The following is a 26,985-nucleotide window of genomic DNA, read 5'->3' as shown; positions in this document are numbered from 1 at the left end:
CCGCAGGCTGCGATCTTTTGATCTTGCCGTTGGATTTTTTGATTTGCTGTTTGGTTTTTGATCGTGCTGTTTAAGCCGGTGCGTCGAGATCCAGGTGCAGGTTGTCGATCAACCGCGTCGAGCCCAGGAAAGCTGCTACCAGAATCACCAGATCCCGATCTTCCGCCGTCGCTGGACGCAAGGTCAGCGCATGGCGGATTTCCAGATAATCAGGGCGCAAGCCAGCCGCTTCAAGCTGCTTGATCTGCGCACCAATCAACGCCGGGTAATCCCGGTCACCCTGTTTGATCGCGTCGGCAATCTGGCTCAAGCCGCGATACACAACCGGCGCAACAGCCCGCTGTTCTTCGCTGAGGAAACCATTGCGCGACGACAGCGCCAGGCCATCGGCCGCACGCACCGTCGGCTCGCCGATGATCTGGATCGGCATGTTCAAGTCATGCACCAGCGCGCGAATCACCGCCAGCTGCTGGAAGTCTTTCTGGCCGAAGATCGCCAGATCCGGCTGGACCATGTTGAACAGCTTGCTGACGACCGTCGCCACCCCTTCGAAATGCCCGGGACGGCTGGCGCCGCACAGGCCTTCGGAGAGTTGCGGCACGCTGACGCGAGTCTGGCCGGCCATGCCGTCGGGGTACATTTCTTCAACGGTGGGGGCGAACAGCAAGTGGCATCCGGCCTGGAGCAGTTTCTCCTGGTCCGCCGCCAGGGTGCGCGGGTACTTGTCGAGGTCTTCGCCGGCGCCGAACTGCAGCGGATTGACGAAAATGCTCGCGACCACGAAATCCGCCCGTTGGCTGGCTTTGGTAATCAGTGCGATATGACCGCTGTGCAGGTTGCCCATGGTCGGCACGAAGGCGATACGCTTGCCTTCACTGCGGGCGCGGGCTACGGCGGCCCGCAGTTCGCGTACGGTTTTTACGGTGTTCATGCAGAGAATCCGTGTTCGATGCCGGGGAAAGTGGCTGCTTTGACTTCGCTGACGTAAGCGCCGAGTGCCGCTTGAATGTTTTGTTGCCCGGCCATGAAGTTCTTCACGAACTTCGGCACGCGGCCGGTGATCGACAGGCCCAGCATGTCGTGCAGAACCAATACCTGGCCATCGGTGCCGCTGCCAGCGCCGATACCGATCACCGGGATACCCACAGCCTGGGTAATTTCCTGGGCCAGTTCGCTCGGAACGCATTCGAGCAACAACATGGCGGCACCGGCCTGTTCGAGGGCGATGGCGTCGGCGCGCATCTGCCGCGCCTGGTTTTCGTTACGGCCCTGGACTTTGTAGCCGCCAAGGATGTTCACCGATTGCGGTGTCAGGCCCATGTGGGCGCACACCGGGATGCCACGTTCGGCCAGCAGACGGATCGAGTCCGCCAGCCACAGTGCGCCTTCGACCTTGACCATGTGCGCACCGGCCTGCATCAACAGAGCGCTGTTGATCATGGCTTGTTCGGTGGTGGCGTAGGCCATGAAGGGCAGGTCGGCGAGGATCAACGCATCGGTGTTGCCGCGTTTGACGGCCGCGACGTGGTAAGCCATTTCAGCAGTGGTCACCGGCAGGGTGCTGTCGTGACCTTGCAAAACCATGCCGAGGGAGTCGCCCACCAACAGCACTTCGACACCCGCCTCATTACAGGCGTGGGCGAAGGTCGCGTCATAGCAGGTCAGCATGGTGATTTTTTCACCTTTTTGCTTGAGACCTTGCAGGGTGGTCAGGGTGATGGCTGGCATGAAAAGTTCCTCATTCAGGCGCTGTGGAAACTACTGCGAGTAACGCGCGTGATTCTTCGTTAAATACAGGCGCACGGTCTGTTGTCGTGCTTTTAAGGCCTGGATTGCGCCCTTCAACGCCGTGTTGGCGGCAGCGGGACGCCTATAGTCGTGAGGAGAACTCGGGAAGTCAATTGCGTGTGTTACCGCATTGTTACGTGTGGGGTGTTACCGGGGTAACTGATGCGATTCAGCAGATTTTCGTTGCGCGGATCTTTGAGACGACACAGACCATTGTGGGAGCGAGCCTGCTCGCGAAGACGGTCTGACATTCAACGATGATGGTGAATGTGAAACCGCTTTCGCGAGCAGGCTCACTCCCACAGGGGATTTCTGTCAATTCGGGGGGAGGCGTTCCAGCCCGACGAACGGGCAAACCGCGAGCAGCTCGGTCAATGTGCGGCCATCGGCCAAACGCAAATCCGCAGGCGCCAGTTCGGCCAGCGGATACAGAACGAACGCCCGTTCCTGCATATGGTAGTGAGGCACTTTGAGACGGGGCTCGTCGATCAGCCGATCACCGAACAGCACGATGTCGAGGTCCAGCGTGCGTGGCCCCCAACGTTCAAGACGTTTGCGGCCCTGTCCGTTCTCGATGGCTTGCAGCGCATCAAGCAGCTCCAGCGGAGCGAGGGTGCTGTCGAGGGCGGCGACCGCGTTGGTGTAACGCGGTTGGCCGGGTAGCAGCGAGTCGCTCTGATAAAACGCTGAAACCCCGACCAGTTCGGTCTGCGGCAACTGCGCGAGCACCTCGACGGCGCTGCGCAATTGTTCGGCGGGGTCAGCCAGATTGCTGCCCATGCCGATGTAGATGCGTTCCATGATTACTCGCCCGTGGCGCTCGGAGCGCCGGCTGCGCGTTTGCGCTTGGCACCGCCGCTGCGGCGACGTTTGCGTGGTGCACCGCTGGCGCCTTCGTCCTTGCCGCTGAGGTCGCGGATCATGTCGCGACGTTCGCTTTCGTTGGCGTCCTGATAGTCCGTCCACCATTCGCCCAGGCCATCGGTCTGCTCGCCGGCGCTTTCACGCAGCAGCAGGAAGTCGTAGCCGGCGCGGAACCGCGGGTTGTCCAGCAACAGGTCGGCGCGCTTGCCGCTGCGCCGTGGCAGGCGCTCCTGCATGTCCCAGATCTCGCGGATCGGCATGGTGAAGCGTTTCGGAATCGCAATGCGCTGGCACTGTTCGGCAATCAGCTCGTGAGCCGCTTCCTGCATCGCCGGAATCGGCGGCATGCCACGTTCTTGCAGGCGCAGCACGCGCGCCGGCAGGGCAGGCCAGAGCAGGGCCGCAAACAGGAACGCCGGGGTCACCGGTTTGTTCTGTTTGATCCGCAGGTCGGTGTTGATCAAGGCTTCACTGATCAGCGTGTGGGTATACGTCGGGTTGTATTCCAGCGCTTCGGCACTGGCCGGGAACAGCGGGTCGAACAGTTGCAGGTCGACCAGCATCTCGAAGGTGTCCGCGGCATGGCCGGAGAGGAACAGCTTGAGCACTTCTTCGAACAGGCGGGCCGACGGGATCTCGCGCAGCATCGGCGCCAGGTCGCGGATCGGTACCGCGCTGTGTTTTTCGATGCCGAAATCCAGCTTGGCGGCGAAACGCACGGCCCGCAGCATGCGTACCGGGTCTTCCTGGTAGCGTTGTTTCGGATCGCCGATCAGGCGGATCAGGTGATTGCGGATGTCGTGTACGCCGTTGGCGTAGTCGAGGATGCGTTCGCTGACCGGATCGTAATACAGGGCGTTGATGGTGAAGTCGCGACGTTGCGCGTCTTCTTCCAGCGTGCCGTAGACGTTGTCGCGCAAGATACGCCCGCTCTCGTTGCGGGAAGACTGGTTGCTGTCTTCTTCCTCGTCGTTTTGCGGATGATTGGCGCGGAAGGTCGCGACTTCGATGATTTCGCGACCAAAGTGGATATGCACCAGCTTGAAGCGACGACCGATGATCCGCGCGTTGCGGAATTCGGCGCGCACCTGTTCAGGGGTGGCACTGGTGGCGACGTCAAAATCTTTCGGTGTGATGCCGAGCAACATGTCACGCACACAGCCACCGACCAGGTAAGCCTGGTAACCGGCGTTCTGCAGGCGTTCGACGATGTTCACCGCGTAGCGGCTGAATTGCGCCTTCTGCAGCGAATGTTGGCCGCTGTTAAGCACTTCAGGCGTGCTGCGGATGTGTTGCGTATGACGCTTGGGAGAACGGAATGACTGGAACAGCTTCTTCAGCATGGGATGCACTGTTTGAAGGAATGTTCGGCCATAACGAAGAATGACCGCATGATGGGCGGGGATTCTAGCATTTAGTCGGGGGATGGTGTAGGACACAGCAGATATGAGCTGTAAGCCGCCGCTTGTAGGAGCGAGCTTGCTCGCGATGGTCGTGAACGATAACGCGTAAACCAGATACTCAGCGCTGCCCTCGGGGTTTTCGCGAGCAAGCTCGCTCCTACAGGGGCTTGGAAGGATTTCCAAATTGCAGAAACTACAAGGGGAGCCGAAGCTCCCCAAGAAAGTAGTTGCGTGCTCTATTTTTATTTTTGATTCGGGCTTCTTGTTTTTGTTGAGTGCCCTCGCCATGAAGATTTTCCTTCATGACCCTCCCAATCGGGAGCCAAGAGCAAACGGATTGCTTTGGTCGCTGTGTTGCAGTGATCTTGCGATCCAACCAGTTCAGGCACTGTCTTAGGACAGTTTTTTATTGTTCTCGGCCTGGTCGTGGGGCACGCCCCAAATACAACGCCTCTCCAAAAGAATCAGTTAGCTGCGCCTCTCGCCGTCTTGTTTTTATTGTGCGTGAGTCGATTCGTCTTATTTTTATTGTCTTGTGCATTGCTTGTTATTGTTCTTGTACCAAACATATAGCAGGGTGCGTGCCAACTTTTGTGAGGCCCAGCAAAACAAGGGGTTACGTTGCCTTATCAGGTTTTTTGAGGCCCAAAAAAACCGGGGCTTCGTTACCATAAGCCCCGGCTTCTGTTACGTGAAAAAGCTGGGGTAACAGTTTTTTCACAAAGTCACGTGTTACCCGCACACCGTACAGGTGACGTTCAGCTCTCGCTGGCCACCCCGGTTTTACGCCGCGGGATACCAAGGCGCTGACGACGTTCCCACAGGCATTTGCGACTGACCCCGAGTTTGCGCGCCAGCTCGGTTTCGGTCATGTGGTCCTGATGCTCAAGCACGAAGTGCTGGAAGTAGTCTTCCAGTGACAGGTCCTCGGTCGGTTCGTGGCTGGTGTTGCTGGCGTTGTTGCCCTGTTGCGGCGCCAGGCCGATGAAGTCGTCTTCTCCCAGGTCGCTCAGTTCGATGTCGATACCCAGCAGTTCGGCGGAAATCTCCGGGCTCTCACACAGAATAACCGCGCGCTCGACAGCGTTTTCCAGTTCACGAACGTTGCCCGGCCAGGAGTAATGACGAATCGCCTGCTCGGCATCCGGGGCGAACTTCAGGTCGGTGCGGTTGACCCGCGCGCTCTGTCGCGCCAGGAAGGCATTGGCGATTTCGTTGACGTCGGCACCACGCTCGCGCAGGGCCGGCAATTTCAGGGCGATCACGTGGAGGCGATAGTACAAGTCTTCACGGAACTGGCCGATTTTCGCCAGGCTCTTGAGGTCCCGGTGAGTCGCGGCAATCAGGCGTACATCGACTTTCTGCGACTGCACCGAGCCCACCCGACGGATTTCACCTTCCTGCAATACACGCAGCAGGCGCGCCTGGGCTTCCAGTGGCAGTTCGCCGATTTCGTCGAGGAACAAGGTGCCGCCGTCGGCGGCTTCTACCAGACCGGCACGACCGGCGCTGGCACCCGTGAACGCGCCCTTTTCGTGGCCGAACAGTTCGGACTCGATCAGGCTTTCCGGAATGGCCGCGCAGTTCACCGAAATCATCGGTGCCTTGGCGCGTTTGGAGAGGTTGTGCAGGGCGCGCGCCACCAGTTCTTTACCGGTGCCGGATTCACCCTGGATCAGGACATTGGAGTCGGTCGGCGCGACTTTGCGGATCTTGCTGTACAGATCCTGCATCGGTGGGCACGAGCCGATGATGCCGATTTCGCCGTTGCTGTTGTCGACACCCGGTTTCGCCGCGCCATTGGCGGCTTTGCCGACGGCAGGTTCACCGCTGGCTTGCGCCGATTGCCGGTCACGCAGGATTCGCGCGACGGCCTGGAGCATTTCGTCGTGATCGAAAGGCTTGGCGATGTAGTCCACCGCGCCCATCTTCATTGAGTCGACCGCTGAGCGCAGGCTGGCGTAGCTGGTCATGATCAGCACCGGAGTGCCCTGGCCGAGCTTGATCAACTCGGTGCCTGGCGCGCCAGGCAGGCGCAGGTCACTGACGATCAGGTCGAACGTGGGAATAGTGAAGCGTTCTTGTGCTTCCTGCACTGAACCGGCTTCGCTGACCTGGTACTGGTTACGTTCCAGCAGTCGGCGCAAGGCGGAGCGGATAATTGTTTCGTCTTCGACGATCAAAATGTGCGGCATTGATTCGATACTCTCGACGGTCTCAGTTCACAGCGGACGTCGCTTCGACATGACGCGGCAAGGTCACCCGGATACGGGTGCCGCGTTGGCTTTGTACATCAGCCGGGCTGTCGATGGTGATTTGTCCATAATGCTCTTCAACGATGGAATAGACCAGTGCAAGGCCCAGACCGGTGCCTTCGCCAGGATCCTTGGTGGTGAAGAAAGGTTCGAACAATCGGTCCATGATGCTCGACGGGATACCACTGCCTTCGTCTTCCACGATCAGATCGACCGTGTGTTCGCCGGCTTCGCTTTTGACCCGTACCGCACTGCCGGGAGGCGAGGCGTCACGGGCGTTTGAGAGCAGGTTGATCAACACCTGGGCGAGGCGCTGCGGATCGCCTTCAACCCAATGATCGGGGTCGCACAGATTATAGAACTGCACTTCGAAATTGCGTCGGTTCAGGGCCAGCAGGCCGATGGCATCCTGGGCCACTTCCGCCAGACAGACGGGCTCGTCGTTGTGTTGATGACTGCCGGCGTGGGCGAAGCTCATCAGCGACTGAACGATGCGTGACACGCGCTTGGTCTGCTCCAGGATCTGCCCGCTGATTTCCTTCAGTTCGCTGTCTTCTTCGCGCTCTTCGCGCAGGTTCTGCGCCAGACACGCAATGCCAGTGATCGGGTTGCCGATTTCATGGGCAACGCCGGCGGCCAGTCGGCCAATGCTGGCCAGACGCTCGGAGTGCACCAGTTTGTCTTCGAGCATCTGGGTTTCGGTCAAGTCTTCCACCAGCAGCACCAGGCCACTGTTGCCCGGCGCGAGGGGTTCGTCGATCGCCGCTTTGTGCAGGTTCAGCCAGCGCGTCTGACCGTCGAGGGCCAAGTGCTGTTTGTGCAAATGCTCGTCCGGCAGGTTGATGAAGCCTTGCAGCAATTCTTTCCACGGATCGGCAATGGTGCTCAGGCGCGAACCGACCACGCGCTGCGCGGCAATCCCGGTCAGCTCCTCCATGGCTTTGTTCCACATGAGGATTTCCTGATCCTTGGCCAGCGAGCAGACGCCCATCGGCAGTTCCTGCAGGGTCTGGCGGTGATAGCGGCGCAGGGCATCGAGCTCGGCGGCAAGGCCGGTCAGGCGCGAGTGGTAATCCTCAAGGCGACTTTCGATGAAGTGGATGTCTTCGGTGACGTAGTTCTCGCCGCCGGCCTTATAAGGCAGGAACGTCTCGACCATGTCCTGAGCCACGCTCGGCCCCATCAGGCCGGACAGGTTGGCTTCGATACGGTCACGCAAACGGCGCAAGGCGTAAGGCCGGCGCTCGTCGAATGGCAGATAAAGGTCACGCAACGCTTGCTCGACTTCCTTCTGTGCAGCCTTGGCACCCAACGGTTTGGCCAGTTGCGTGGCGAATTCCTGGGGCGAGGCGGCGTGCAGTTCGCGGCGTTGCGGGCGACGTACATTGTCCACGGCGCAGGCCTCGGCGGCACTGGCTTCTTCGGGGCTGGCGTTGGTGAACAGCGAGATCAGCGTGAACATCAGCACGTTGGCGGCCAGCGAGGCGATTGCCGCCATGTGCCAACTGGTGTCGTCCAGCACGTAAATCATGTTCAGCAGCGGAATGTAGAAGCCCTGCAGATTGCCCACCAGTGGCAGCAGCATGGTCACCAGCCACACCAGAATCCCTGCGAGCAAGCCGGCAATGAAGCCGCGACGGTTGGCGGTCGGCCAGTACAGAACCGACAGCACGCCCGGCAGGAATTGCAGCGTGGCGACGAAGGCGACGATACCGAGGTTGGCCAGGTCCTGCTCCGCGCCCAGCAGCAGGTAGAAACCGTAACCGGCCATGATGATCGCGACGATCAGCGCCCGGCGGGTCCACTTCAACCAACGGTAGATGTTGCCTTCTGCTGGCGGCTGATAAAGCGGCAGCACCAAGTGGTTCAGGGCCATCCCGGACAGGGCCAGGGTTGTGACGATGATCAGCCCGCTGGCGGCCGACAATCCGCCCACATAGGCCAGCAGTGCCAGGGCCTTGCTGTTGGCGGCAATGCCGATGCCCAGCGTGAAGTATTCCGGGTTGGTCGTGGCGCCGAGTTTCAGTCCGGCCCAGAGAATCAGCGGCACTGCCAGGCTCATCAGCAGCAGAAACAGCGGCAAACCCCAGCTTGCGCTGACCAGCGAGCGCGGGTTGAGGTTTTCGGTAAAGGTCATGTGGTACATGTGCGGCATCACGATTGCCGAGGCGAAGAACACCAACAGCAGCGTGCGCCACGGCCCTTCCTGCAAAGGTGTGTGCAGGGCGGCGAGGGCGGTCTGGTTTTGCAGCAGCCACAGTTCCAGCTGTTGCGGACCGTCGAACACGCCATACAGCGCATACAAACCGACGCCGCCGATTGCGATCAATTTGATCACCGACTCGAAGGCAATCGCGAACACCAGGCCTTCGTGTTTCTCGCGGGTGGCGATGTGGCGCGAGCCAAAGAAAATCGTGAACAGCGTAATCAGTGCACAGAAGCTCAGGGCTACGCGATGCTGCACCGGTTCGCGGGTGAGGATGCTGATGGAGTCGGCCACTGCTTGAATCTGCAAGGCCAGCAACGGCAGCACGCCGATCAGCATGAAGATCGTCGTCAGTGCGCCGGCCCAGGTGCTGCGAAAGCGGAAGGCAAACAAATCGGCCAGCGACGACAGCTGATAGGTGCGGGTGATCTTCAGGATCGGATACAGCAACACCGGCGCCAGCAGAAACGCCCCGGAGACCCCGAGGTAGCTGGATAGAAAACCGTAGCCGTACTGATAGGCCAGGCCCACCGTGCCGTAAAACGCCCAGGCACTGGCATAAACCCCCAGCGACAGGGTGTAGGTCAGCGGGTGGCGAATGATCGCGCGCGGGATCATGCCCCGTTCGCTGACCCAGGCGACGCCGAACAGCACCGCCAGGTATGCGGCGCTGATCAGGATCATCTGGGTCAGGCTAAAGCTCATCGGCATCTTTTTGGCTCTGCAGGATGAAGGTCACGACGATCAGGATCAGCCAGAGCAGATACGGGCGATACCAGGCGCCAGTGGCGTCGATCCACCAATCCATGATGGCCGGGGAGAACAGATAAATCCCCACTACCAGGAGCAGGACCAAGCGATAGATGTACATCCCGGCCTCTCTTTTTTATGCGCGTGCCCGAAAACGTGCGGCGATGGTAACGGATGGGCGCGCTACTGCAAGTGTGATCACTGTAGTTGCGCTTCGGGTAGCGTGAGTGTGCGCGGGATCAGCAACGCATCCCAGTGGGCGATGCCCCAGTTCAGCACTTCCCGTGGCGTGGCGTAAGCCAGTTCGGCGCCGGGATTCTGCCCCAGTGCGCGCAAGGCACGCAGCAACAAAGGCGTCGCCTGATCTTCGGTCAACGGCGGTGAGCGATAGGATTTGCCGAGTTTGTTGCCGTCGGGCTGGGTAATCAGCGGGATATGCAGATAGCGCGGTTGCGCGAAGCCCAGCAGCTCTTGCAGATAGAGTTGACGCGGCGTGGAGTCGAGCAGGTCGGCGCCACGGACGATATCGGTGATGCCCTGCCATGCATCATCGAGCACCACGGCTAACTGATAGGCGTAGAGCCCGTCGCGGCGGCGGATCACGAAATCGCCGACCTCCCGGCCCAGGTGTTGGTGGAACTCGCCTTGCACCCGGTCGATGAAGTGGTATTCCAGTTCGGGCACGCGCAGGCGAATCGCGGCGTCTTCCGTGCCATGACCCGCGTTGCGGCACAGTCCCGGATAGATGCCGTGATACGGCTCCAATTGTTTGCGCGAGCACGTGCAGGCGTAAGCCAGACCTTGATTGAACAGGCGATTGAGGACTTCGGCGTAGGCATTGTGTCGGTCGCTCTGTCGGACCATTTCGCCGTCCCACTCGAATCCGTAGCTTTCCAGCGCCTTGAGAATGGCTGTCTGAGCGCCGGCCTCTTCCCGTGGTGGGTCGAGATCTTCCATGCGCATCAGCCAGCGACCACCCACCGAGCGCGCGTCGAGGTACGAGGCCAGCGCTGCGACCAGCGAACCGAAATGCAAATGTCCACTGGGCGTGGGGGCGAAGCGCCCGATGTAGGCGGGGAAGGTCATAAAGGCGATCTATGTTGTCCGGTCGTACGGAAATCACTTGTGGGAGCGAGCCTGCTCGCGAAGGGGCCATCAGCTCCAACATTAATGTTACCTGACACACCGCTTTCGCGAGCAGGCTCGCTCCCACAGGTTGGCTGCCGAGGCGAATTTCAGAAACAAAAACGGAGCGTTCGCACGCTCCGTTTTTCGTTCAAGTCGAGATTACTTGCCGACTTGCTTTTCCTTGATTTCCGCCAGGGTCTTGCAGTCAACGCACATGTCGGCGGTAGGGCGGGCTTCCAGTCGCTTGACGCCGATTTCGACGCCGCAGGACTCGCACCAGCCATATTCTTCGTCTTCGATCAGTTGCAAGGTCTTGTCGATTTTCTTGATCAACTTGCGCTCGCGGTCGCGGGCACGCAATTCGAGGCTGAATTCTTCTTCCTGGCTGGCACGGTCTGCCGGGTCAGGGAAGTTGGCCGCTTCGTCTTTCATGTGATCAACCGTACGGTCGACTTCCTGCATCAAGTCCTGTTTCCACTTATTCAGGATCTTGGTGAAGTGAGCGCGCATGGGTTTGCCCATGTATTCCTCGCCCTTAACTTCTTTGTAGGGTTCGAAGCCGCTGATCGACTGGTTTTGCTGCTTTGCTTGGGTGGGCATGAAATGGACCGCCTCTACTCTTGTAATCCATCTGCGCAGGATTGCTCCATCACCGACACCTGCCGGCCCTGCGGCTGCAAGCGGGCGAACTTACCAGATCAAATCGGACCGCGCTACTCCCGGATGTCGAGGTAGTGGCTCAATGGGCTTGCAAATGATTGCAAAGCCTTGTCTGGTGGTGTTGGAGGCCTGATCAATTAATGATTTTAGTCAAACCTGGAGCACACGCTTGAGTCGTTTACGGCCAAGGTTATAACGCCTCTGACCGCTTTAGGTTCTCGCTCGTTCCTGTGCTTGGGTAGAATCGATTTTTTTCCCGTTGAAGGAAGGCTAATGGCCCAGCCCTACAGTGCCCGCAGTCGCGCGATCGAACCTTTCCATGTCATGGCGCTGCTGGCGCGGGCCAATGAACTGCAAGCCGCCGGCCACGACGTGATTCACCTGGAAATCGGTGAGCCGGACTTCACCACCGCCGAGCCGATCATTCGAGCTGGCCAGGCGGCGTTGACGGCGGGGAAGACCCGTTACACCGCCGCGCGCGGCATCCCAGAGTTGCGTGAGGCCATTTCGGGCTTTTATCAGCAGCGTTATGGGTTGAGCATTGATCCGCAGCGCATCCTCATCACCCCTGGCGGCTCTGGCGCGTTGCTGTTGGCCAGCGCGCTGCTGGTGGACCCAGGCAAACACTGGCTGCTGGCCGATCCCGGTTATCCCTGCAACCGGCACTTCCTGCGGCTGGTGGAAGGCGCGGCGCAACTGGTGCCGGTCGGCCCGGACGTGCGTTATCAGCTGACACCGGACCTGGTCGAGCGTCACTGGGATCACGACAGCGTCGGCGCACTGGTGGCGTCACCGGCCAATCCGACCGGGACGATCCTGACCCGCGATGAACTGGCGGGGCTGTCTGCCGCGATCAAGGCGCGCCACGGCCATCTGGTGGTGGACGAGATCTATCACGGCCTGACGTACGGCACCGATGCAGCCAGCGTGCTGGAAGTCGATGACAGCGCTTTTGTGCTGAATAGTTTTTCGAAATATTTCGGAATGACCGGTTGGCGACTGGGTTGGCTGGTCGCGCCTGAAGCGGCCGTCGGTGAGCTGGAAAAACTCGCCCAGAACCTCTACATCAGCGCTCCGAGCATGGCCCAACATGCGGCGTTGGCCTGTTTCGAGCCCGCGACCCTCGCCATTCTCGAAGAGCGTCGCGCCGAATTCGGTCGTCGTCGGGATTTCCTGCTGCCAGCGCTTCGAGAGTTGGGTTTCGGCATCGCTGTTGAACCGGAGGGCGCGTTCTACTTGTACGCCGATATCAGCAAGTTCGGCGGTGATGCCTTCGCGTTCTGTCGACACTTCCTCGAAACCGAGCATGTGGCGATCACTCCTGGCCTGGACTTTGGGCGGTATCAGGCCGGCCATCATGTGCGGTTTGCCTACACCCAAAGTCTTCCGCGCCTACAGGAAGCGGTTGAGCGGATCGCTCGCGGTTTGCGGAGCTGGCAAGGCTGATGCGTTTTCATCCTCCCCTCGAAGAAGGTCGCCTGATCCGTCGTTACAAGCGTTTTCTCGCCGATATCGAAACCGTTGACGGCGAATTGCTGACCATTCACTGCCCCAACACTGGCTCGATGCTCAACTGCCAGGTCGAGGGCGGGCAGGTCTGGTTCAGCCGTTCCAATGACCCCAAACGCAAGTTGCCCGGCACGTGGGAAGTCGGAGAAACCCCGCAGGGGCGGTTGTTTTGTGTGAATACCGGCCGGGCCAATGGCTTGATCGAAGAAGCCTTGCGGGCAGGTGTCATCACCGAGCTGAGCGGTTTCACCGGGTTGAAACGCGAAGTGGCCTACGGTCAGGAGAGCAGTCGCATCGATTTTCGCCTCGATTACCCAAGCGGGCCGGCCTATGTGGAGGTCAAGAGCGTTACGTTGGGCTTCGACGGCTCACCTGTGGCGGCGTTTCCCGATGCGGTGACCCAGCGCGGCGCCAAGCATTTGCGGGAGCTGGCGCATTTGGCCCGGGACGGGATCCGCGCGGTGCAGTTGTATTGCGTGAACCTCACCGGTATCGACGCCGTGCGTCCTGCAGAAGAAATCGATTCGGCCTACGCATCGGCCTTGCGGGAAGCGGTGGCGTGCGGGGTCGAGGTGCTGGCCTATGGGGTGCGGTTGACCCATGAAGAGATGGTGGTCGATCGGCGTCTGGACGTTCTGTTGCACGGCTAGAGGCTGACCCAGATCCCTTGTTCGTCTTCGCGGCAGGCGACGCGGGTCAGGGATTGCCCGGCGCAAGGGCCGGCGACGCACTCGCCATCTTCGATCAGAAACAGTGCGCCGTGGGTGGCGCACTGGATCAGGCTGTTGCTGGGGTCGAGGAACTGGTCGGGCGTCCATTCCAGCCCGACGCCGCGGTGCGGGCAGCGATTGATGTAGACGTAAACCTGACCGTCCCGGCGCACGGCAAAGAGCTTTTGCCCGTCGATGTCGAAACCGCGGCTGCTGGCGTCAGCCAATTGCGCGCCCGTGCAAAGAAACTTCATGTCTATCCTCAAATCCTGCGGCTCATGACCAGATATGTCCGAGCTTGACGTTCAAATGCAAACAATTATCAAATGGCTGCCTTGCCCGTCGGGTGCAGGTGCCAGATGCCGAGGATACTTGGCCTGCCATCTCGATACCTGGGAAAAACTTAAAGGAAGCTGTTTATGCGCCTGAGTACCCGCGTTGCTGCGCTTTGTGTCGGACTCCTCGTCAGCCACCAGGCCGCAGCGGCCGAGTTGCCGCAACGTTGGGTCAGTGCCGGTGGCGCTTTGTCCGAATGGGTCAGCGCGTTGGGTGGCGAGTCGAAACTGGTCGGCGTCGACACCACCAGTCAGCATCCCGAATCCCTGAAGGCCTTGCCGAGCATCGGTTATCAGCGGCAACTGTCGGCGGAGGGCATTTTAAGCTTACGCCCGCAGATTCTGGTCGGCACCGAGGAAATGGGGCCACCGCCAGTGCTTTCGCAGATTCGCAGTGCCGGCGTGCAAGTCGAACTGTTTTCGGCTCAGCCGGATCTGCCGACGTTACAGGGCAACCTGGCGCATCTGGGCAAGTTGCTCGGCGCTGAAGACCGGGCGGCGCAACTGCTCCAGACTTATCAACAGCAACTCGAACAGCAAAAGGTCCGGGTCACTCGGGCGCAGTTGAAGGAAAAATCCCCAGGCGTGCTATTGCTGCTCGGCCATGCTGGCGGCAAGCCGCTGATCGCCGGCAAGGACACCGCCGCCGATTGGTTGATCCAAAAAGCCGGTGGGCACAATTTGGCAACGCATACCGGCTACAAACCCTTTTCTGTTGAATCACTGGTCAGTCTGGATCCTGACGTGCTGGTCTTTGCGGACCGAGCACTGACCGGCGATGCCGCGCGTGCAGCGTTGTTCAAGGAAAACCCGATTCTGTCCTCGACCCGCGCGGCCAAGGACGAGCGAGTCATGGAGCTCGATACGACGTTGCTGGTGGGTGGTCTCGGGCCACGGTTGCCCGATGCGCTGAAAAAACTGTCTGATGGTTTCTTCCCCGGCATGGCCGGCCAATGACCATCCTGGTTAAACCCCGTGTGTTATTCATCGGTCTGAGTCTGCTGTGTTTGTTGGCGATCTGGCTGTCGTTGGCGCTGGGGCCGGTGAGCTTGCCGTTGCTGGATACTTTGCGGGCGGCATTGCGCCTGATCGGCCTGCCCATTGCACCGGATGGGCTGGAGCAAGCCGAGCTGATCCTCGGGCAGATTCGTCTGCCGCGAACCTTGTTGGGCCTGGCAGTGGGGGGAGTATTGGCGCTGTCGGGCGTGGCGATGCAGGGATTGTTTCGTAATCCACTGGCTGATCCGGGGCTGGTGGGTGTTTCCAGCGGTGCGGCATTGGGCGCGGCCATTGCGATAGTCGGTGGCTCGATATTCGGCGGTCTGCCGGAGTCCTTCGGACCTTATCTGCTATCGCTCTGCGCATTTCTTGGCGGGCTCGGGGTGACGGCGCTGGTGTACCGACTGGGTCGACGCAATGGGCAGACGAATGTCGCGACCATGCTGTTGGCGGGTATTGCCTTGACTGCGCTGGCCGGTTCCGCCGTGGGGTTGTTCACCTATCTGGCGGATGACGCGACGCTGCGCACCCTGACGTTCTGGAACCTGGGCAGCCTCAACGGCGCCAGCTATTCGCGGCTCTGGCCATTGCTGTTGATCAGTGTCGGCGTAGCACTTTGGCTGCCACGTCGGGCGAAGGCCCTGAATGCATTGTTGCTCGGGGAGTCGGAGGCCGGTCACCTGGGTATCGATGTCGAAGGGCTCAAGCGCGAACTGGTGTTCTGTACGGCGCTGGGTGTGGGTGCCGCCGTGGCGGCGGCGGGGTTGATCGGGTTTGTTGGTCTCGTGGTCCCGCATCTGGTGCGGCTGCTGGCCGGTCCTGATCATCGGGTGCTACTGCCAGCCTCGGTGCTGGCGGGCGCCAGTCTCCTGTTGTTTGCCGATCTGGTGGCGCGACTCGCCCTGGCGCCGGCCGAGTTGCCCATCGGGATTGTCACGGCGTTCATCGGTGCGCCGTTCTTCCTGTATTTACTGCTCCGAGGGCGTGCCTGATGTTGCGAACGCAAAATCTGCAAATCCGTCGGGGCCGAAAGATCGTTCTGACCGACATCACCCTTGAGCTCAAACCGGGCGAAGTCCTGGGTGTCCTGGGACCGAATGGCGCCGGCAAAAGCACCTTGCTCGGTGCCTTGTGCGGCGAGTTACAGGCTGATCACGGCAGTGTCTGGCTCGACAAGCACGAGTTGAGTCATTGGACCGGTGCGCTGCGAGCGCAGCGTCTGGCGGTGTTGCCGCAGGTGTCGACCCTGGACTTCGCTTTTCGCGTCGAAGAAGTGGTCGGCATGGGCCGCTTGCCTCACCAAAGCGGCCGGGTCCGGGATGACGAGATCGTTGCCGCCGCGTTGCAGGCCGCCGATGCCGGGCATTTGAGTGGCCGCAGCTATCTGGCCTTGTCCGGCGGCGAACGTCAGCGGGTGCATCTGGCGCGGGTGCTGGCGCAACTCTGGCCGGGCGAGGCGGGGCAAACCTTGTTGCTCGATGAGCCGACCTCGATGCTCGACCCGCTGCACCAGCACACAACGCTGCAAGCGGTGCGCGAGTTCGCCGATCGCGGTGCAGCGGTGTTGGTGATCCTGCATGATCTGAATCTGGCGGCGCGCTATTGTGATCGCCTGCTACTGCTCGAAGGCGGGCGTCCGGTGGCGCTTGATACACCTGAGCAAGTATTGCGTCCGGAGCCGCTCAAGGCAGTATTCGGGTTGGAAGTTCTGGTGCAACGGCACCCGGAGCGTGGGCATCCGCTGATCATCGCCCGCTGAGTTTTCCATAGGGGGTGAGTCATGCGCGTGATGGTGATTTTGGCTGTGCTGATGCTGAGTGCCTGCCAACATGTTTCGGCGCCGCCACCGATTGTCGGAGAGATTCGGGATTTGCGCAGCGGTCAGACCCTGACGGCGCAGGAACTGGTGGCTCGATTGGCCAAGCCTTCGCGGCTGATCGTGGGTGAGCAGCATGACAATCGCGATCACCATGATCTGCAATTGTGGCTGGTGCAGTCGCTGGGTGAGCGTCGACCCCAAGGCAGTCTGCTGCTGGAAATGCTGACGCCGGATCAACAATCGCGTGTCGATGACGTGCGCCGCGCCTCGACGCCACCAGCCGATTTGCCCGGCGCATTGGCGTGGCAGGAGGGGTGGGAGTGGAATCTGTACGGCCCGATCGTTCGTTTCGCCCTGACCCAGCCGTACCCGCTGCTGGCAGCCAATCTGGACACACGTGAAGTCCGTACTTTCTACGCCAACCCGCCGACATTAAGCGGTTCTCGCTCCAATGCGTCTTCAGTCAAGGACGAGTTGCTGGAACAAATCAGCGACTCTCATTGTGGGCTACTGCCTAAATCGCAGATGCCGGCGATGCTGGCGGTCCAGCAGCAACGTGACCGACGCATGGCCGAGCGGCTGCTGGCGGCACCGACTCCTTCATTGCTGTTTGCCGGCGCCTACCACGCGCGCAAGGATGTCGGCGTGCCGATCCATGTGCTTGACCTGGGAGAGCCCGAAGCACCGACGGTATTGATGCTGGCGCAGCAGGGCAGTGAGGTCACGACGGCCATGGCCGATTACGTCTGGTACACGCCTGCCATACCCGCGCCGGATTACTGCGCGCAGATGCGTAAGCAGTTCGGCCAGTAAACGAAGGACTTTTCCACAGGCAAAAAAAGACCCGGCAAGAGCCGGGTCAAATAACCGTGATTAGCCTGATGAGGAGATATCTGAGAGTCCGAACCAAGGGCTTTTCAAATATCGACCAGTCTCGCGACCGGTTGTGATAATCATAGCGATTCTCATTACCAAGTCAACCGCTGATTCTCCATTTATTTGAAATTCGTCATTCGTTTGCTGAGAATCCCAGTAGTCATTGGGCTTCAGGCTGTGCGCTTGTGCGAAATCAGCTGCGTGAGCTGCTTGTTCAACTGATCGATGCGTCGTGCCATGCTCTCGATCAGGCTGTGGGCGATCTTCGGATTGCTTTGAGTCAGGCTCAGAAACTGATCCTTGGGGATCAGCATCACCGTGCTCGGTTCGCTGGCGATCACACTGGCGTTACGTTTCTCTCCGGTGAACACCGCCATGGCGCCGAAAATCTCGTCCCTGGGTACATCGCCGACTTTATGTCCATCAACAAAGGCTTCGGCGTGACCTTCGATGATCACGAACACGTGATCGGCATCATCGCCCTGATGGATCAGCACTTCGCCCCTGGCCACGCGCTGAAAGCCATTGGTCGTGCGAAACTCCGGTTGTTTCAGGCGGGCGACCGCGTCGGTCAGAAGGGTGGTTTGGCCGACCAGGTATTGCAGGAACAGCTCCGAGCGCGCCGGGTCGGCATAGATATGCTGGAAAACTTCGGATCGCAGATAGGCCGTCAGTGTCAGCGGGCTATCGCTGCACAAGCGATAACGCGGCAATTCCATATCCTGACGTAAGCCGACCAGATCGCCCTCATGCAGATAAAACAGTGCGCGTTCGTCAACACACCCATGCAGCAGTCCGTTTTCCAGCACAAACAGTTGATTGCCGGGGAGTAAGGTCATCAGATCGTCTGCATCTGAAAACTCCAGGGGTGGTCCGCAAGGCGATAACCCCTCCAACAGTCGGGCGGGTATGTTTTGCAGTCGGTTGATCAGTGCGTCGGCGTAAGCCGGTTGTTCCCCCAGTAAGTACATGGCGGCTGTGCCTGTTCAATTCTTGTGGCGTGAGGAGATCGCTTCCAGCTGTTTGTTGAGGGCTTCCTTGCGCTCGGCGGGAATGTCGTTCCAATGCACATCCATCAGGGCACCTTCGATCGCATACAACAACACCTTGGACGCCCGAAACCCGCGCGTGCGCACGGCCCGATAAGCGTCCACCGCCCCCAGGCGACGCAAGTCCGAGGCGCTGTGGATGCCCACGGCATGCAGCCACTGCGCCGACGTCTTGCCAAGATTCTTCAGGTGTTGCAGTTCATCATTCATCAAGCCTCCTTGCGACGGCCGAACGGTGCGTGGGCGAGCCTCTCAGGAGTGTAGCCATCAGTAGGAAAAGCGTGATTGTTTGGTCGGTTTCGACGCAAATGCTTCTAAGAGACAGGTTCGTGCAGGTGCGTGAAAGTCCGCGAACGCGGTAGGAAGAGGCGGGATGGGAACAGGTTTCCAGACAAAAAATGCCCGGAGTCCAGCGCGAAGCGGGGGCGCCGGACTGGTCAGTTAAAGGTCGCTTTTAGCGGGTGCGATAACGCAGGCGTGTACCGAAATTCATCGACATCAGAATCTCATCTGCACTCAGCTCCGGGGGGAAGTAGGCGCCGGAAATCTGCGCGTGGGCCAGGCTTGCTCCTTCCAGGATTGAATTGCTGAAGTCGATGCCTCGCAAGTCGGCGGAGCGGAAATAGGCATCGGTAAAGTCGACGCCGTCAGCATTCAGCTCGCGCAGGTCCAGGCCTCGGAAATCGCCACCGACCATATCGATAGGTCCGACCGCTGGGCGTTCGTTGTTGAAACCTGTGATGTCGTCTTTGTGCAGCAAAGCAAAAAGCGGGGTGTCGAGAAGTTTCGGCTGGCTCATGTCGCATCACCTGTTGGTTTTATGACGCCAGTATAGTGCCACTATCTGACAGCCGTGAAGCGGGCGAAGGCTTCACGGCTGAAATACTTTTTACAGACCCGGCAGGCGTTGGCGAATTTGCGCAACAACGGTGTCGAGTGTCCCGCTTTCATTGGTCTGGACGCGTTTGCTGCAGAGAATCTCTGCTGGCGTCAGGGCCTCACGAGTGGCTTGCTGGGCTTCGATAACGGCCAGGTTGGCGTCGGACGGGTCCTTTTTGTCCGTCTGACGCAGCGCCAGCCAACTCTCGATGACCGCTTGCGGCGCATTGCAATCAAGGATCAGGAACGGCGCGCCGGTGGCTTCGGCGATTTTCGCCGCACCGTCACGTTGGTCGCGCTTGAGGTAGGTGGCATCGACCACCACCGGGAAGCCGGCACGCAGGATCACGGCGGCAATTTCATGCAGGCGGGTGTAGGTCGCGGCGCTGGCGTCGGCGCTGTAAATGCCGGCTTGCGGGTCGTTCGGTACGGTTTGCTCACCGAACAGACGTTTGCGCTCTACATCGGAGCGCAAGCGAATGGCACCCAGCGCTTCCACCAGGCGCATGGCCACGTGGCTCTTGCCGACGGCGGAAACGCCATGGGTAATGGCCATGAAGCGCGAAGGAATGGTGCTGTAGCTTTCTGCCAGGTTGGCGTAGTTGCGGTACTGACGCAGGGTAGTGGCGCGCTGCACCGGGTCGGCCTCGGCCGGCATGCTGAACAGGCTGACCTTGGCGCGCACCAGTGCGCGGTAGGCTTTATAGAAGTTCAGCAGCTCGAGGCCCTGGTAATCGCCGGTCAGTTCCAGGTATTGGCTGATGAAACGACGTGCCAGACTCTTCAGGCCACGGTCTTCCAGGTCCATCGCCAGGAAGCCGGTGTCGGCATAAACGTCGGTGAAGCGGAACGGCTCGTTGAATTCGATGCAGTCGAAGATCACGACCTTGCCGTCGATCACGGTGGCGTTGCCCAAATGAATGTCGCCGTGGCATTCGCGGATGAAACCGTCGGCCTTGCGCTGGGCAAACAGCGGCTTGAGGCGTTCGAAGCTGCTTTCGGCCCAGGCTTGCAGGGCGTCAAGTTGCAGCAGGTCGACCTTGTCGCTGAGAAACGGGCGGATCTGTTCGAAGTTCTGGCGTACCGGCGCCATGACGCTGTCCGGGGTGCCGGCTTCGTGTTCGGCGGGTACTTTCGGCGCGGAGAGGTGGAATTGGGCGATTTGTGCGGCCATCTCGTCGATGTGCGCGGTGGTCAATTCACCGTTGGCCTGCAGCGTGCTGAGCAACTGGCTCTGTGGGAATTGACGCATTTTCAGGGCGAAATCGACGACCGGGCCCTCGCCGCCCAATTGCGGTGCTTCGGCGCTGCCGGTGATCGGCAACACTTCCAGATACAAATCGTTGGTCAGACGCTGGTTAAGTCGCAGCTCTTCAGCGCAGAAATGCTCGCGAGCGTCGAGGCTGGTGAAGTCGAGGAAGCCGAAATTCACCGGTTTCTTCACTTTATAAGCAAAGGGGCCCGTCAGGATGACCCAGGAAATATGGGTCTCGATGACCTGGAATCCGTCGACGGGGTGCGGGTAGAGGGCCGGGTTTTGCAGGGCGGCGATCAGGGACTGGCTCACGAGCGATCCTTCAGAGTCTGGGAAAATTCACGGCCGCCATTATGGCCGCAAGTCCGCCTGACGCAAACCTCGGAGGGCTCCTGTTGAGTATGAATAAAGTGCGTATAATCCGCCGCCATGACTCGTACTCGATCCCCCCGCACCCCAAAAAAACCACCTTCCAGGGGCCTGAGCCCTTGGCTGGGCTGGGCCCTTAAACTCAGTCTGGTGGGCCTCGTGGTGCTCGCCGGATTCGCGGTTTACCTCGATGCGGTGGTCCAGGAGAAGTTCTCCGGCAAGCGCTGGACCATCCCGGCCAAGGTGTACGCGCGCCCGCTCGAGCTGTTCGTCGGACAAAAGCTCAGCAAGGACGACTTTCTGACCGAGCTCGATGCCCTGGGCTATCGTCGCGAAAGCGTGAGCAACGGCCCCGGCGCCGCAGCGGTCAATGGCAACACCGTCGACCTGAATACCCGTGGCTTCCAGTTCTATGAAGGACTGGAGAGCGCCCAACCCGTGCGTGTGCGATTCTCCGGCGACTATGTGGCGGAGCTTTCCGCGACCAACGGTTCGAAGCTTTCTGTGGTGCGGCTGGAGCCGCTCCTGATCGGTGGGATTTACCCCAAAAATCTCGAAGACCGCATTCTGATCAAAATTGATCAGGTCCCGCCTTATCTGCTGGAAACCCTGGTTGCCGTGGAAGACCGGGACTTCTATAGCCATTGGGGCGTGTCGCCCAAGTCGATAGCCCGAGCCATCTGGGTCAACACCTCTGGCGGCAAGATGACCCAGGGCGGTAGTACGCTGACACAACAGTTGGTCAAGAATTTCTACCTGACCAGTGAACGCAGCCTGACCCGCAAACTCACCGAAGCCATGATGGCGATGCTGCTTGAGCTGCATTACGACAAGCGGGACATTCTTGAGGCTTACCTTAATGAAGTGTTCGTCGGTCAGGATGGCCAGCGAGCAGTGCATGGTTTCGGTCTGGCCAGTCAGTTCTTCTTCGGGCAGCCGTTGTCCGAACTGAAACTGCATCAAGTCGCCATGCTGGTGGGCATGGTCAAGGGGCCTTCCTATTACAACCCGCGCCGCAACCCGGAGCGGGCTCTCGAGCGACGCAATCTAGTGCTCGATGTACTTGAGCAACAAGGTGTCGCCACCGCCGAGCAGATCGCTGCTGCGAAGAAAATGCCTCTGGGCGTGACGACTCGCGGCAAGTTGGCCGACAGTTCGTTCCCGGGCTTCCTCGACCTGGTCAAGCGTCAGTTGCGCGAAGACTATCGCGACGAAGACTTGACTGAAGAAGGCCTGCGGATTTTCACCAGTTTCGACCCGATCCTGCAGATGAAGGCCGAAGCGTCGGTCAACGACACTTTCAAGCGTCTGTCCGGGCGCAAGGGTTCCGATGACGTCGAAGCGGCCATGGTCGTGACCAACCCGGAAACCGGCGAAGTCCAGGCCATGATCGGCAGTCGTCAGGCGAGTTTTGCCGGCTTCAACCGGGCGCTGGACGCGGTACGACCGATCGGTTCGTTGATCAAGCCGGCGGTTTATCTGACAGCTCTTGAGAAGCCGACCCAGTACACCTTGACCAGTTGGCTGTCGGACGAGTCCTTCTCGGTCAAGGGCGCTGACGGTCAGGTCTGGAAACCCCAGAACTATGATCGCCGTTCCCATGGCACGGTTTTCCTTTATCAAGGCCTGGCGCATTCCTACAACCTGTCGACCGCGCGCCTCGGGTTGGCGGTGGGTGTGCCGAATGTCCTGAAGACGCTGGGGCGCCTGGGCGTGACGCGCGAGTTTCCGGCCTTCCCGTCGATGTTGCTGGGTGCCGGCGGCATGACCCCGATCGAAGTGGCGACTATGTACCAGACCTTGGCCAACGGTGGTTTCAATACACCGATGCGCGGGATCCGTAGCGTACTGACAGCCGAAGGCGAACCGCTCAAGCGTTATCCGTTCCAGATTCAGCAGCGTTTCGATCCTGCCTCCATTTATCTGATCCAGAGCGCCATGCAGCGGGTCATGCGTGAAGGTACCGGCAGTTCGGTTTATAACGTGCTGCCCAAAACCCTGACCCTGGCCGGCAAGACCGGTACCAGTAACGATTCGCGAGACAGCTGGTTCGCCGGTTTCAGTCAGGACCTGATGGCAGTGGTCTGGCTGGGTCGCGACGACAACGGCAAGACACCGTTCACGGGTGCCACCGGCGCGTTGCAGGTCTGGACCAGTTTCATGCGCAAGGCCGATCCGTTGCCGCTGGACATGCCTCAGCCGGACAACATTGTTCAGGCCTGGGTCGATTCACGTACCGGGCAAGGCTCCGATGCCAACTGCCCAGGCGCCGTGCAGATGCCGTATATTCGCGGCAGCGAACCGCCTCCCGGCGCTGCTTGCGGTGGCGACAGCCCTGCTTCCGGCGAAACGGTGATGGATTGGGTCAAGGGCTGGATGAATTAAGCAAAGAGGGTTTCAAGTGAACAAGTGGTTGATTCCAGCGGTTACCGCCGTGGCTTTGCTCAGCGGTTGCTCCAGCGTACAGCGCGGCTCGATTCCGGTTGTGGATTCCGGTAGCGCCGTTTCCAACAGTGAACGGGTTTCGGCGAATGGCGGCTTCCGTCAGACAACGACACAACGTCCTGTGCAGTCCCAGACTCAGGCAATTCCGCAAGGTGACAGCGGCGTTGTCGTGATGGTGCCGGGTGGCGGTGCCGTGGCATCGGCACCGATCAGCACATCACCGATTACGCCTGGCCCGATTACCTCGGGGCCGATCGACACCTCGCCGGTTCAGTCCGCGCCGATCAATCAGGGCAGCTACAGCATGCCGTCTACGCCGAGCGGGATTCCTTCGTCGAGCTCCGGCGGCCTGTCTGCCGACGAGCAACTGGACGGTCCGGTACTGGCTCTTCTGACCACTGCTCAGCAGCAACAGGCTGGCGGTGACCTCAACGGTGCCTCCTCCAGTCTTGAGCGCGCCCAACGTGTTGCGCCGCGTGAGCCACAAGTGCTTTATCGTCTGGCTCAAGTCCGCATGGCTCAAGGTGATGCGGCACAAGCCGAACAGTTCGCTCGTCGTGGGCTGACATTCGCCAATGGTCGTCCGGCACTTCAAGCCAGCCTGTGGGAATTGATTGCCCAGGCTCGTGAGAAACAAGGTGATTCCGCTGGCGCCACACTGGCCCGTCAGAAGGCCAAGGTTGCGCTGTGATGGATGCACGCTTTCCGAAGATTGCCGAGCAGTTGCTGTTGATCGAGCGGGAGTTGCGGGTTCAGGGTTGGTGGGATGACGTCTCGCCATCCGCTGAAGCACTGTCCAGTGTCGAGCCATTTTCGGTCGATACGCTGGATTTCGAACAGTGGCTGCAATGGATCTTCCTGCCACGTATGAAGGCGATCCTGGAGCAGGATTTACCGCTGCCCAATGCCTCCGGGATTCAGGAGATGGCCGAAATGGTCTTCGCGGCCCGCAATGTCCAGGGCAAGGATCGGCAGTTGCAGGTTTTGCTCAAAGAGTTTGATCTGCTGATCACAGCGTCTCGCTAACCCCGAACCGTTGTAGGCGTTGTCGAGTGAAACGAGGCTGCGATCTTTTGATTTTATTTTTTAAAAGCAAAGTCAAAAGATCGCAGCCTCGTTTCACTCGACAGCTCCTACAGGCGTTTATTGGCAATTATCCCCAATATGTTTTTGTGTTTCGGTGATGCGCTCCTGACGTTGCTGGTCGGTCAGGCGGCGCATCTCACCGTCGACATCCTCCCGTAGTCGGGGATTGTTCTGTAGTTGAGCCAGGTTCGTTCGCGCCTGCTCACAAAACACCTTCAGCTGGGTTTGTTGCTCGGCGACTTGCTTTTTCACTGTGCTGTCGATGGCCTGCTGATCGCCAATCGCTCCGCTGCGTGCTGGCGTGGCCGGTTTGCCGGCAGGCGCAGAGGGAGTCATCACCGTAGTGGCTTCTCGGCCTTGAGGCGGTTGTGCGTCGAAGTGGGTAACGCCTTGGGCGTCGACCCATTTGTAGATCGGACCTGCCATGCACAAAGGGCTGATCAGCAGGCTGGCCATGAAGAGGATCGTTCGCATGCCATTTCCTTGTCCTGGGTTGCGCAATTGAAGCTAACACACTTGCTGTTTAGCGGTTTTTTCTTGCTTTCTCATGTGCTTACTTCAATAAAGCACATTGACGACTTGACTTGGAGAGGGCGAAACAGAAGAATCCAAAGTCCGCTGTAGAGGGACTGCCAGAAGCAGACCCACTCAGCAGATCATGAGGCGCACATCCGCGCCGACCTGTTACACCCGCAACGCGTTACCTCGCGCTGGGTGGGAAAGGCCCGCAACACTTGGGACGATCCCAATACTTGCTCAGTCAGTGCTGACGTAGTCGGCGACCACCGTCGCTCATGCTCTGCTGAGAAGTAAACCTATTAAGACCCGTCCTCTTTCATGTGGGCGGTATTCTGGCGTTTTAGAGGTGAACAACGTGGAGCTTTTATCTGGCGGTGAGATGCTCGTCCGCTTTTTGCGTGACGAAGGCGTCAAATACATCTACGGGTACCCGGGTGGTGCTCTTCTTCATGTCTACGATGCCCTGTTCAAAGAACCGGAAGTGACCCACATCCTGGTTCGTCACGAGCAGGCTGCGACCCATATGGCTGACGGCTATGCCCGTGCCACCGGTAAAGCCGGCGTGGTACTGGTGACTTCCGGCCCGGGCGCAACCAACGCCATCACCGGTATTGCCACGGCCTACATGGACTCCATTCCGATGGTGGTCATTTCCGGCCAGGTGCCTAGCACCATGGTAGGCACCGACGCGTTCCAGGAAACCGACATGATCGGTATCTCCCGGCCGATCGTGAAGCACAGCTTCATGATCAAGCACGCGTCGGAAATCCCGGAAGTCATGAAGAAAGCCTTCTACCTGGCGCAATCCGGTCGTCCTGGTCCGGTCGTTGTCGATATCCCGAAAGACATGACCAACCCGGCCGAAAAGTACGAATACATTTTCCCGAAAAAAGCCAAGCTGCGTTCCTACAGTCCGGCCGTTCGTGGTCACTCCGGGCAAATCCGCAAGGCGGCAGAAATGCTCCTGGCGGCCAAGCGTCCTGTGCTTTATGCAGGCGGCGGCGTGATTCTCGGTGGTGGCTCCGCGCCGCTGACCGAATTGGCGAAGATGCTCAACCTGCCAGTGACCAATACCCTGATGGGCCTGGGCGCCTACCCTGGCACCGACCGTCAGTTCATCGGCATGCTCGGCATGCACGGCAGCTACACCGCTAACCTCGCAATGCATCATGCCGATGTGATCCTTGCCGTCGGCGCGCGGTTCGATGACCGCGTGATCAACGGCCCGGCCAAGTTTTGTCCGAACGCCAAGATCATTCACATCGACATCGACCCGGCTTCGATCTCCAAGACCATCAAGGCAGACGTGCCTATCGTCGGCCCGGTCGAGAGCGTCCTGACCGAAATGGTCGCGATCCTCAAGGAAATCGGCGAGACCCCGAACAAGGAGTCCGTTGCCAGTTGGTGGAAGCAGGTCGATGAGTGGCGCGGTGACCGTGGCCTGTTCCCTTACGACAAGGGCGACGGCAGCATCATCAAGCCGCAGACCGTGATCGAAACCCTGTGCGAAGTGACCAAGGGCGATGCCTTTGTGACCTCCGACGTGGGCCAGCACCAAATGTTCGCGGCGCAGTACTACAAGTTCAACAAGCCGAACCGCTGGATCAACTCCGGTGGCCTGGGCACCATGGGCTTCGGTTTCCCGGCGGCCATGGGCATCAAGCTGAGTTTTCCGGATGCTGACGTCGCTTGCGTAACGGGCGAGGGCAGTATCCAGATGAACATTCAGGAACTGTCCACCTGCCTGCAGTACGGTTTGCCGGTAAAAATCGTCATCCTGAACAACGGTGTGCTGGGTATGGTTCGCCAGTGGCAGGACATGAGTTACGGCAGCCGTCACTCGCATTCCTACATGGAATCGCTGCCTGACTTCGTCAAGCTGGCCGAGGCCTATGGTCACGTCGGCGTGCGCATCACCGAATCGAAAGATTTGAAGTCGAAGATGGAAGAGGCGTTCGCCATGAAGGACCGCCTGGTGGTGATCGATATTTCGGTCGACACCAGCGAGCACGTCTACCCGATGCAGATCAAAGACGGCTCCATGCGCGATATGTGGCTGAGCAAGACGGAGCGTACTTAAT

At 59.7% G+C, this 26,985-nt stretch carries 25 protein-coding genes; 10 read left to right on the top strand and 15 right to left on the bottom strand.

Annotated features, from left to right (window positions below; all coding sequences use genetic code 11):
* Positions 1–70: 70 nt before the first annotated feature.
* From panC to dksA, 9 genes are all read right to left on the bottom strand, one after another.
* The gene (panC, locus tag ACYZUD_RS18665) at positions 71–931 is read right to left on the bottom strand and encodes a pantoate--beta-alanine ligase (protein ID WP_462019610.1); all 861 of its coding nucleotides are present in this window, start codon (positions 929–931) and stop codon (positions 71–73) included.
* Positions 928–1,728: a 3-methyl-2-oxobutanoate hydroxymethyltransferase gene (gene panB / locus ACYZUD_RS18660; RefSeq protein WP_462019609.1), complete on the bottom strand. Its 801-nt coding sequence runs from the start codon at positions 1,726–1,728 to the stop codon at positions 928–930. The genes panC and panB overlap by 4 nt, the downstream gene beginning before the upstream one ends.
* Before the next feature lie 375 nt (positions 1,729–2,103).
* The gene (gene folK, locus ACYZUD_RS18655; RefSeq protein ID WP_462019608.1) at positions 2,104–2,589 is read right to left on the bottom strand and encodes a 2-amino-4-hydroxy-6-hydroxymethyldihydropteridine diphosphokinase; all 486 of its coding nucleotides are present in this window, start codon (positions 2,587–2,589) and stop codon (positions 2,104–2,106) included.
* Between the two features lie 2 nt (positions 2,590–2,591).
* Entirely contained in the window at positions 2,592–3,995 is a 1,404-nt protein-coding gene (locus tag ACYZUD_RS18650) for a polynucleotide adenylyltransferase PcnB (protein WP_462019607.1), read from the bottom strand.
* Positions 3,996–4,813: 818 nt separating this feature from the next.
* On the bottom strand, positions 4,814–6,250 hold the full coding sequence (locus ACYZUD_RS18645) for a sigma-54-dependent transcriptional regulator (protein WP_462019606.1): 1,437 nt from the start codon (positions 6,248–6,250) through the stop codon (positions 4,814–4,816).
* 22 nt (positions 6,251–6,272) lie between these two features.
* Entirely contained in the window at positions 6,273–9,227 is a 2,955-nt protein-coding gene (locus ACYZUD_RS18640) for a sensor histidine kinase (protein ID WP_462019605.1), read from the bottom strand.
* Positions 9,211–9,387 carry a hypothetical protein gene (locus tag ACYZUD_RS18635; protein ID WP_003176118.1) on the bottom strand — a complete coding sequence of 59 codons (177 nt, stop codon included), beginning with the start codon at positions 9,385–9,387 and terminating at the stop codon, positions 9,211–9,213. The genes ACYZUD_RS18640 and ACYZUD_RS18635 overlap by 17 nt, the downstream gene beginning before the upstream one ends.
* Before the next feature lie 77 nt (positions 9,388–9,464).
* Entirely contained in the window at positions 9,465–10,352 is an 888-nt protein-coding gene (gene gluQRS, locus ACYZUD_RS18630) for a tRNA glutamyl-Q(34) synthetase GluQRS (RefSeq protein ID WP_462019604.1), read from the bottom strand.
* A gap of 201 nt (positions 10,353–10,553) precedes the next feature.
* Complete coding sequence (gene dksA / locus ACYZUD_RS18625) at positions 10,554–10,994, bottom strand: RNA polymerase-binding protein DksA (protein ID WP_007902025.1); 441 nt, start codon at positions 10,992–10,994, stop codon at positions 10,554–10,556.
* Positions 10,995–11,327: 333 nt separating this feature from the next.
* Between dksA and ACYZUD_RS18620 the strand changes: the two genes are divergently transcribed.
* Both ACYZUD_RS18620 and sfsA read left to right on the top strand, forming a co-directional pair.
* Complete coding sequence (locus tag ACYZUD_RS18620; RefSeq protein ID WP_462019603.1) at positions 11,328–12,500, top strand: pyridoxal phosphate-dependent aminotransferase; 1,173 nt, start codon at positions 11,328–11,330, stop codon at positions 12,498–12,500.
* On the top strand, positions 12,500–13,213 hold the full coding sequence (gene sfsA / locus ACYZUD_RS18615) for a DNA/RNA nuclease SfsA (RefSeq protein WP_462019602.1): 714 nt from the start codon (positions 12,500–12,502) through the stop codon (positions 13,211–13,213). Before ACYZUD_RS18620 ends, sfsA begins: the two co-directional genes overlap by 1 nt.
* On the opposite strand, the gene ACYZUD_RS18610 is transcribed toward sfsA, so the two are convergent.
* Positions 13,210–13,527: a Rieske (2Fe-2S) protein gene (locus ACYZUD_RS18610; protein WP_462019601.1), complete on the bottom strand. Its 318-nt coding sequence runs from the start codon at positions 13,525–13,527 to the stop codon at positions 13,210–13,212. The genes sfsA and ACYZUD_RS18610 overlap by 4 nt on opposite strands.
* A gap of 165 nt (positions 13,528–13,692) precedes the next feature.
* Here ACYZUD_RS18610 and ACYZUD_RS18605 point away from each other — a divergent pair, with 165 nt between their 5' ends.
* From ACYZUD_RS18605 to ACYZUD_RS18590, 4 genes are read left to right on the top strand one after another with little or no spacing between them, the layout of a single operon-like run.
* Positions 13,693–14,565: a heme/hemin ABC transporter substrate-binding protein gene (locus ACYZUD_RS18605; RefSeq protein ID WP_462019600.1), complete on the top strand. Its 873-nt coding sequence runs from the start codon at positions 13,693–13,695 to the stop codon at positions 14,563–14,565.
* 50 nt (positions 14,566–14,615) lie between these two features.
* Positions 14,616–15,599, top strand: a complete 984-nt coding sequence (locus ACYZUD_RS18600; RefSeq protein WP_462025071.1) for a FecCD family ABC transporter permease — start codon at positions 14,616–14,618, stop codon at positions 15,597–15,599.
* Entirely contained in the window at positions 15,599–16,366 is a 768-nt protein-coding gene (locus tag ACYZUD_RS18595; RefSeq protein WP_462019599.1) for a heme ABC transporter ATP-binding protein, read from the top strand. The genes ACYZUD_RS18600 and ACYZUD_RS18595 overlap by 1 nt, the downstream gene beginning before the upstream one ends.
* A 21-nt stretch (positions 16,367–16,387) precedes the next feature.
* Complete coding sequence (locus tag ACYZUD_RS18590; RefSeq protein WP_462019598.1) at positions 16,388–17,239, top strand: ChaN family lipoprotein; 852 nt, start codon at positions 16,388–16,390, stop codon at positions 17,237–17,239.
* Between the two features lie 233 nt (positions 17,240–17,472).
* On the opposite strand, the gene ACYZUD_RS18585 is transcribed toward ACYZUD_RS18590, so the two are convergent.
* From ACYZUD_RS18585 to ACYZUD_RS18570, 4 genes are all read right to left on the bottom strand, one after another.
* Positions 17,473–18,273, bottom strand: a complete 801-nt coding sequence (locus ACYZUD_RS18585; RefSeq protein ID WP_462019597.1) for a Crp/Fnr family transcriptional regulator — start codon at positions 18,271–18,273, stop codon at positions 17,473–17,475.
* Between the two features lie 15 nt (positions 18,274–18,288).
* Positions 18,289–18,561, bottom strand: a complete 273-nt coding sequence (locus tag ACYZUD_RS18580; protein WP_007971093.1) for a TfoX/Sxy family protein — start codon at positions 18,559–18,561, stop codon at positions 18,289–18,291.
* A 244-nt stretch (positions 18,562–18,805) separates the two neighbouring features.
* The gene (locus ACYZUD_RS18575) at positions 18,806–19,150 is read right to left on the bottom strand and encodes a pentapeptide repeat-containing protein (RefSeq protein WP_462019596.1); all 345 of its coding nucleotides are present in this window, start codon (positions 19,148–19,150) and stop codon (positions 18,806–18,808) included.
* Positions 19,151–19,240: 90 nt separating this feature from the next.
* The gene (locus ACYZUD_RS18570) at positions 19,241–20,797 is read right to left on the bottom strand and encodes a bifunctional aminoglycoside phosphotransferase/ATP-binding protein (protein ID WP_462019595.1); all 1,557 of its coding nucleotides are present in this window, start codon (positions 20,795–20,797) and stop codon (positions 19,241–19,243) included.
* Between the two features lie 117 nt (positions 20,798–20,914).
* On the opposite strand from ACYZUD_RS18570, the gene mrcB reads away from it, so the two are divergent.
* Genes mrcB through ACYZUD_RS18555 form a run of 3 tightly spaced genes read left to right on the top strand, consistent with a single transcriptional unit; the run spans position 20,915 to position 24,325 of the window.
* Positions 20,915–23,239 carry a penicillin-binding protein 1B gene (gene mrcB / locus ACYZUD_RS18565; protein ID WP_462019594.1) on the top strand — a complete coding sequence of 775 codons (2,325 nt, stop codon included), beginning with the start codon at positions 20,915–20,917 and terminating at the stop codon, positions 23,237–23,239.
* A gap of 16 nt (positions 23,240–23,255) precedes the next feature.
* Positions 23,256–23,990, top strand: coding sequence for a tetratricopeptide repeat protein (locus ACYZUD_RS18560; RefSeq protein ID WP_462019593.1), 735 nt, complete (start codon positions 23,256–23,258; stop codon positions 23,988–23,990).
* Positions 23,990–24,325, top strand: coding sequence for a YqcC family protein (locus ACYZUD_RS18555; RefSeq protein ID WP_462019592.1), 336 nt, complete (start codon positions 23,990–23,992; stop codon positions 24,323–24,325). The genes ACYZUD_RS18560 and ACYZUD_RS18555 overlap by 1 nt, the downstream gene beginning before the upstream one ends.
* Positions 24,326–24,442: 117 nt before the next feature.
* On the opposite strand, the gene ACYZUD_RS18550 is transcribed toward ACYZUD_RS18555, so the two are convergent.
* Complete coding sequence (locus ACYZUD_RS18550) at positions 24,443–24,859, bottom strand: DUF4124 domain-containing protein (RefSeq protein ID WP_462019591.1); 417 nt, start codon at positions 24,857–24,859, stop codon at positions 24,443–24,445.
* Positions 24,860–25,259: 400 nt separating this feature from the next.
* Between ACYZUD_RS18550 and ACYZUD_RS18545 the strand changes: the two genes are divergently transcribed.
* The gene (locus ACYZUD_RS18545; protein ID WP_462019590.1) at positions 25,260–26,984 is read left to right on the top strand and encodes an acetolactate synthase 3 large subunit; all 1,725 of its coding nucleotides are present in this window, start codon (positions 25,260–25,262) and stop codon (positions 26,982–26,984) included.
* The last annotated feature ends 1 nt before the right edge of the window (position 26,985 follow it).

This window comes from Pseudomonas sp. XS1P51 (genome assembly GCF_054897845.1).
The sequence above is the reverse complement of the archived record's forward strand: the minus strand, read 5'-3'. Positions and strand labels throughout refer to the sequence as shown.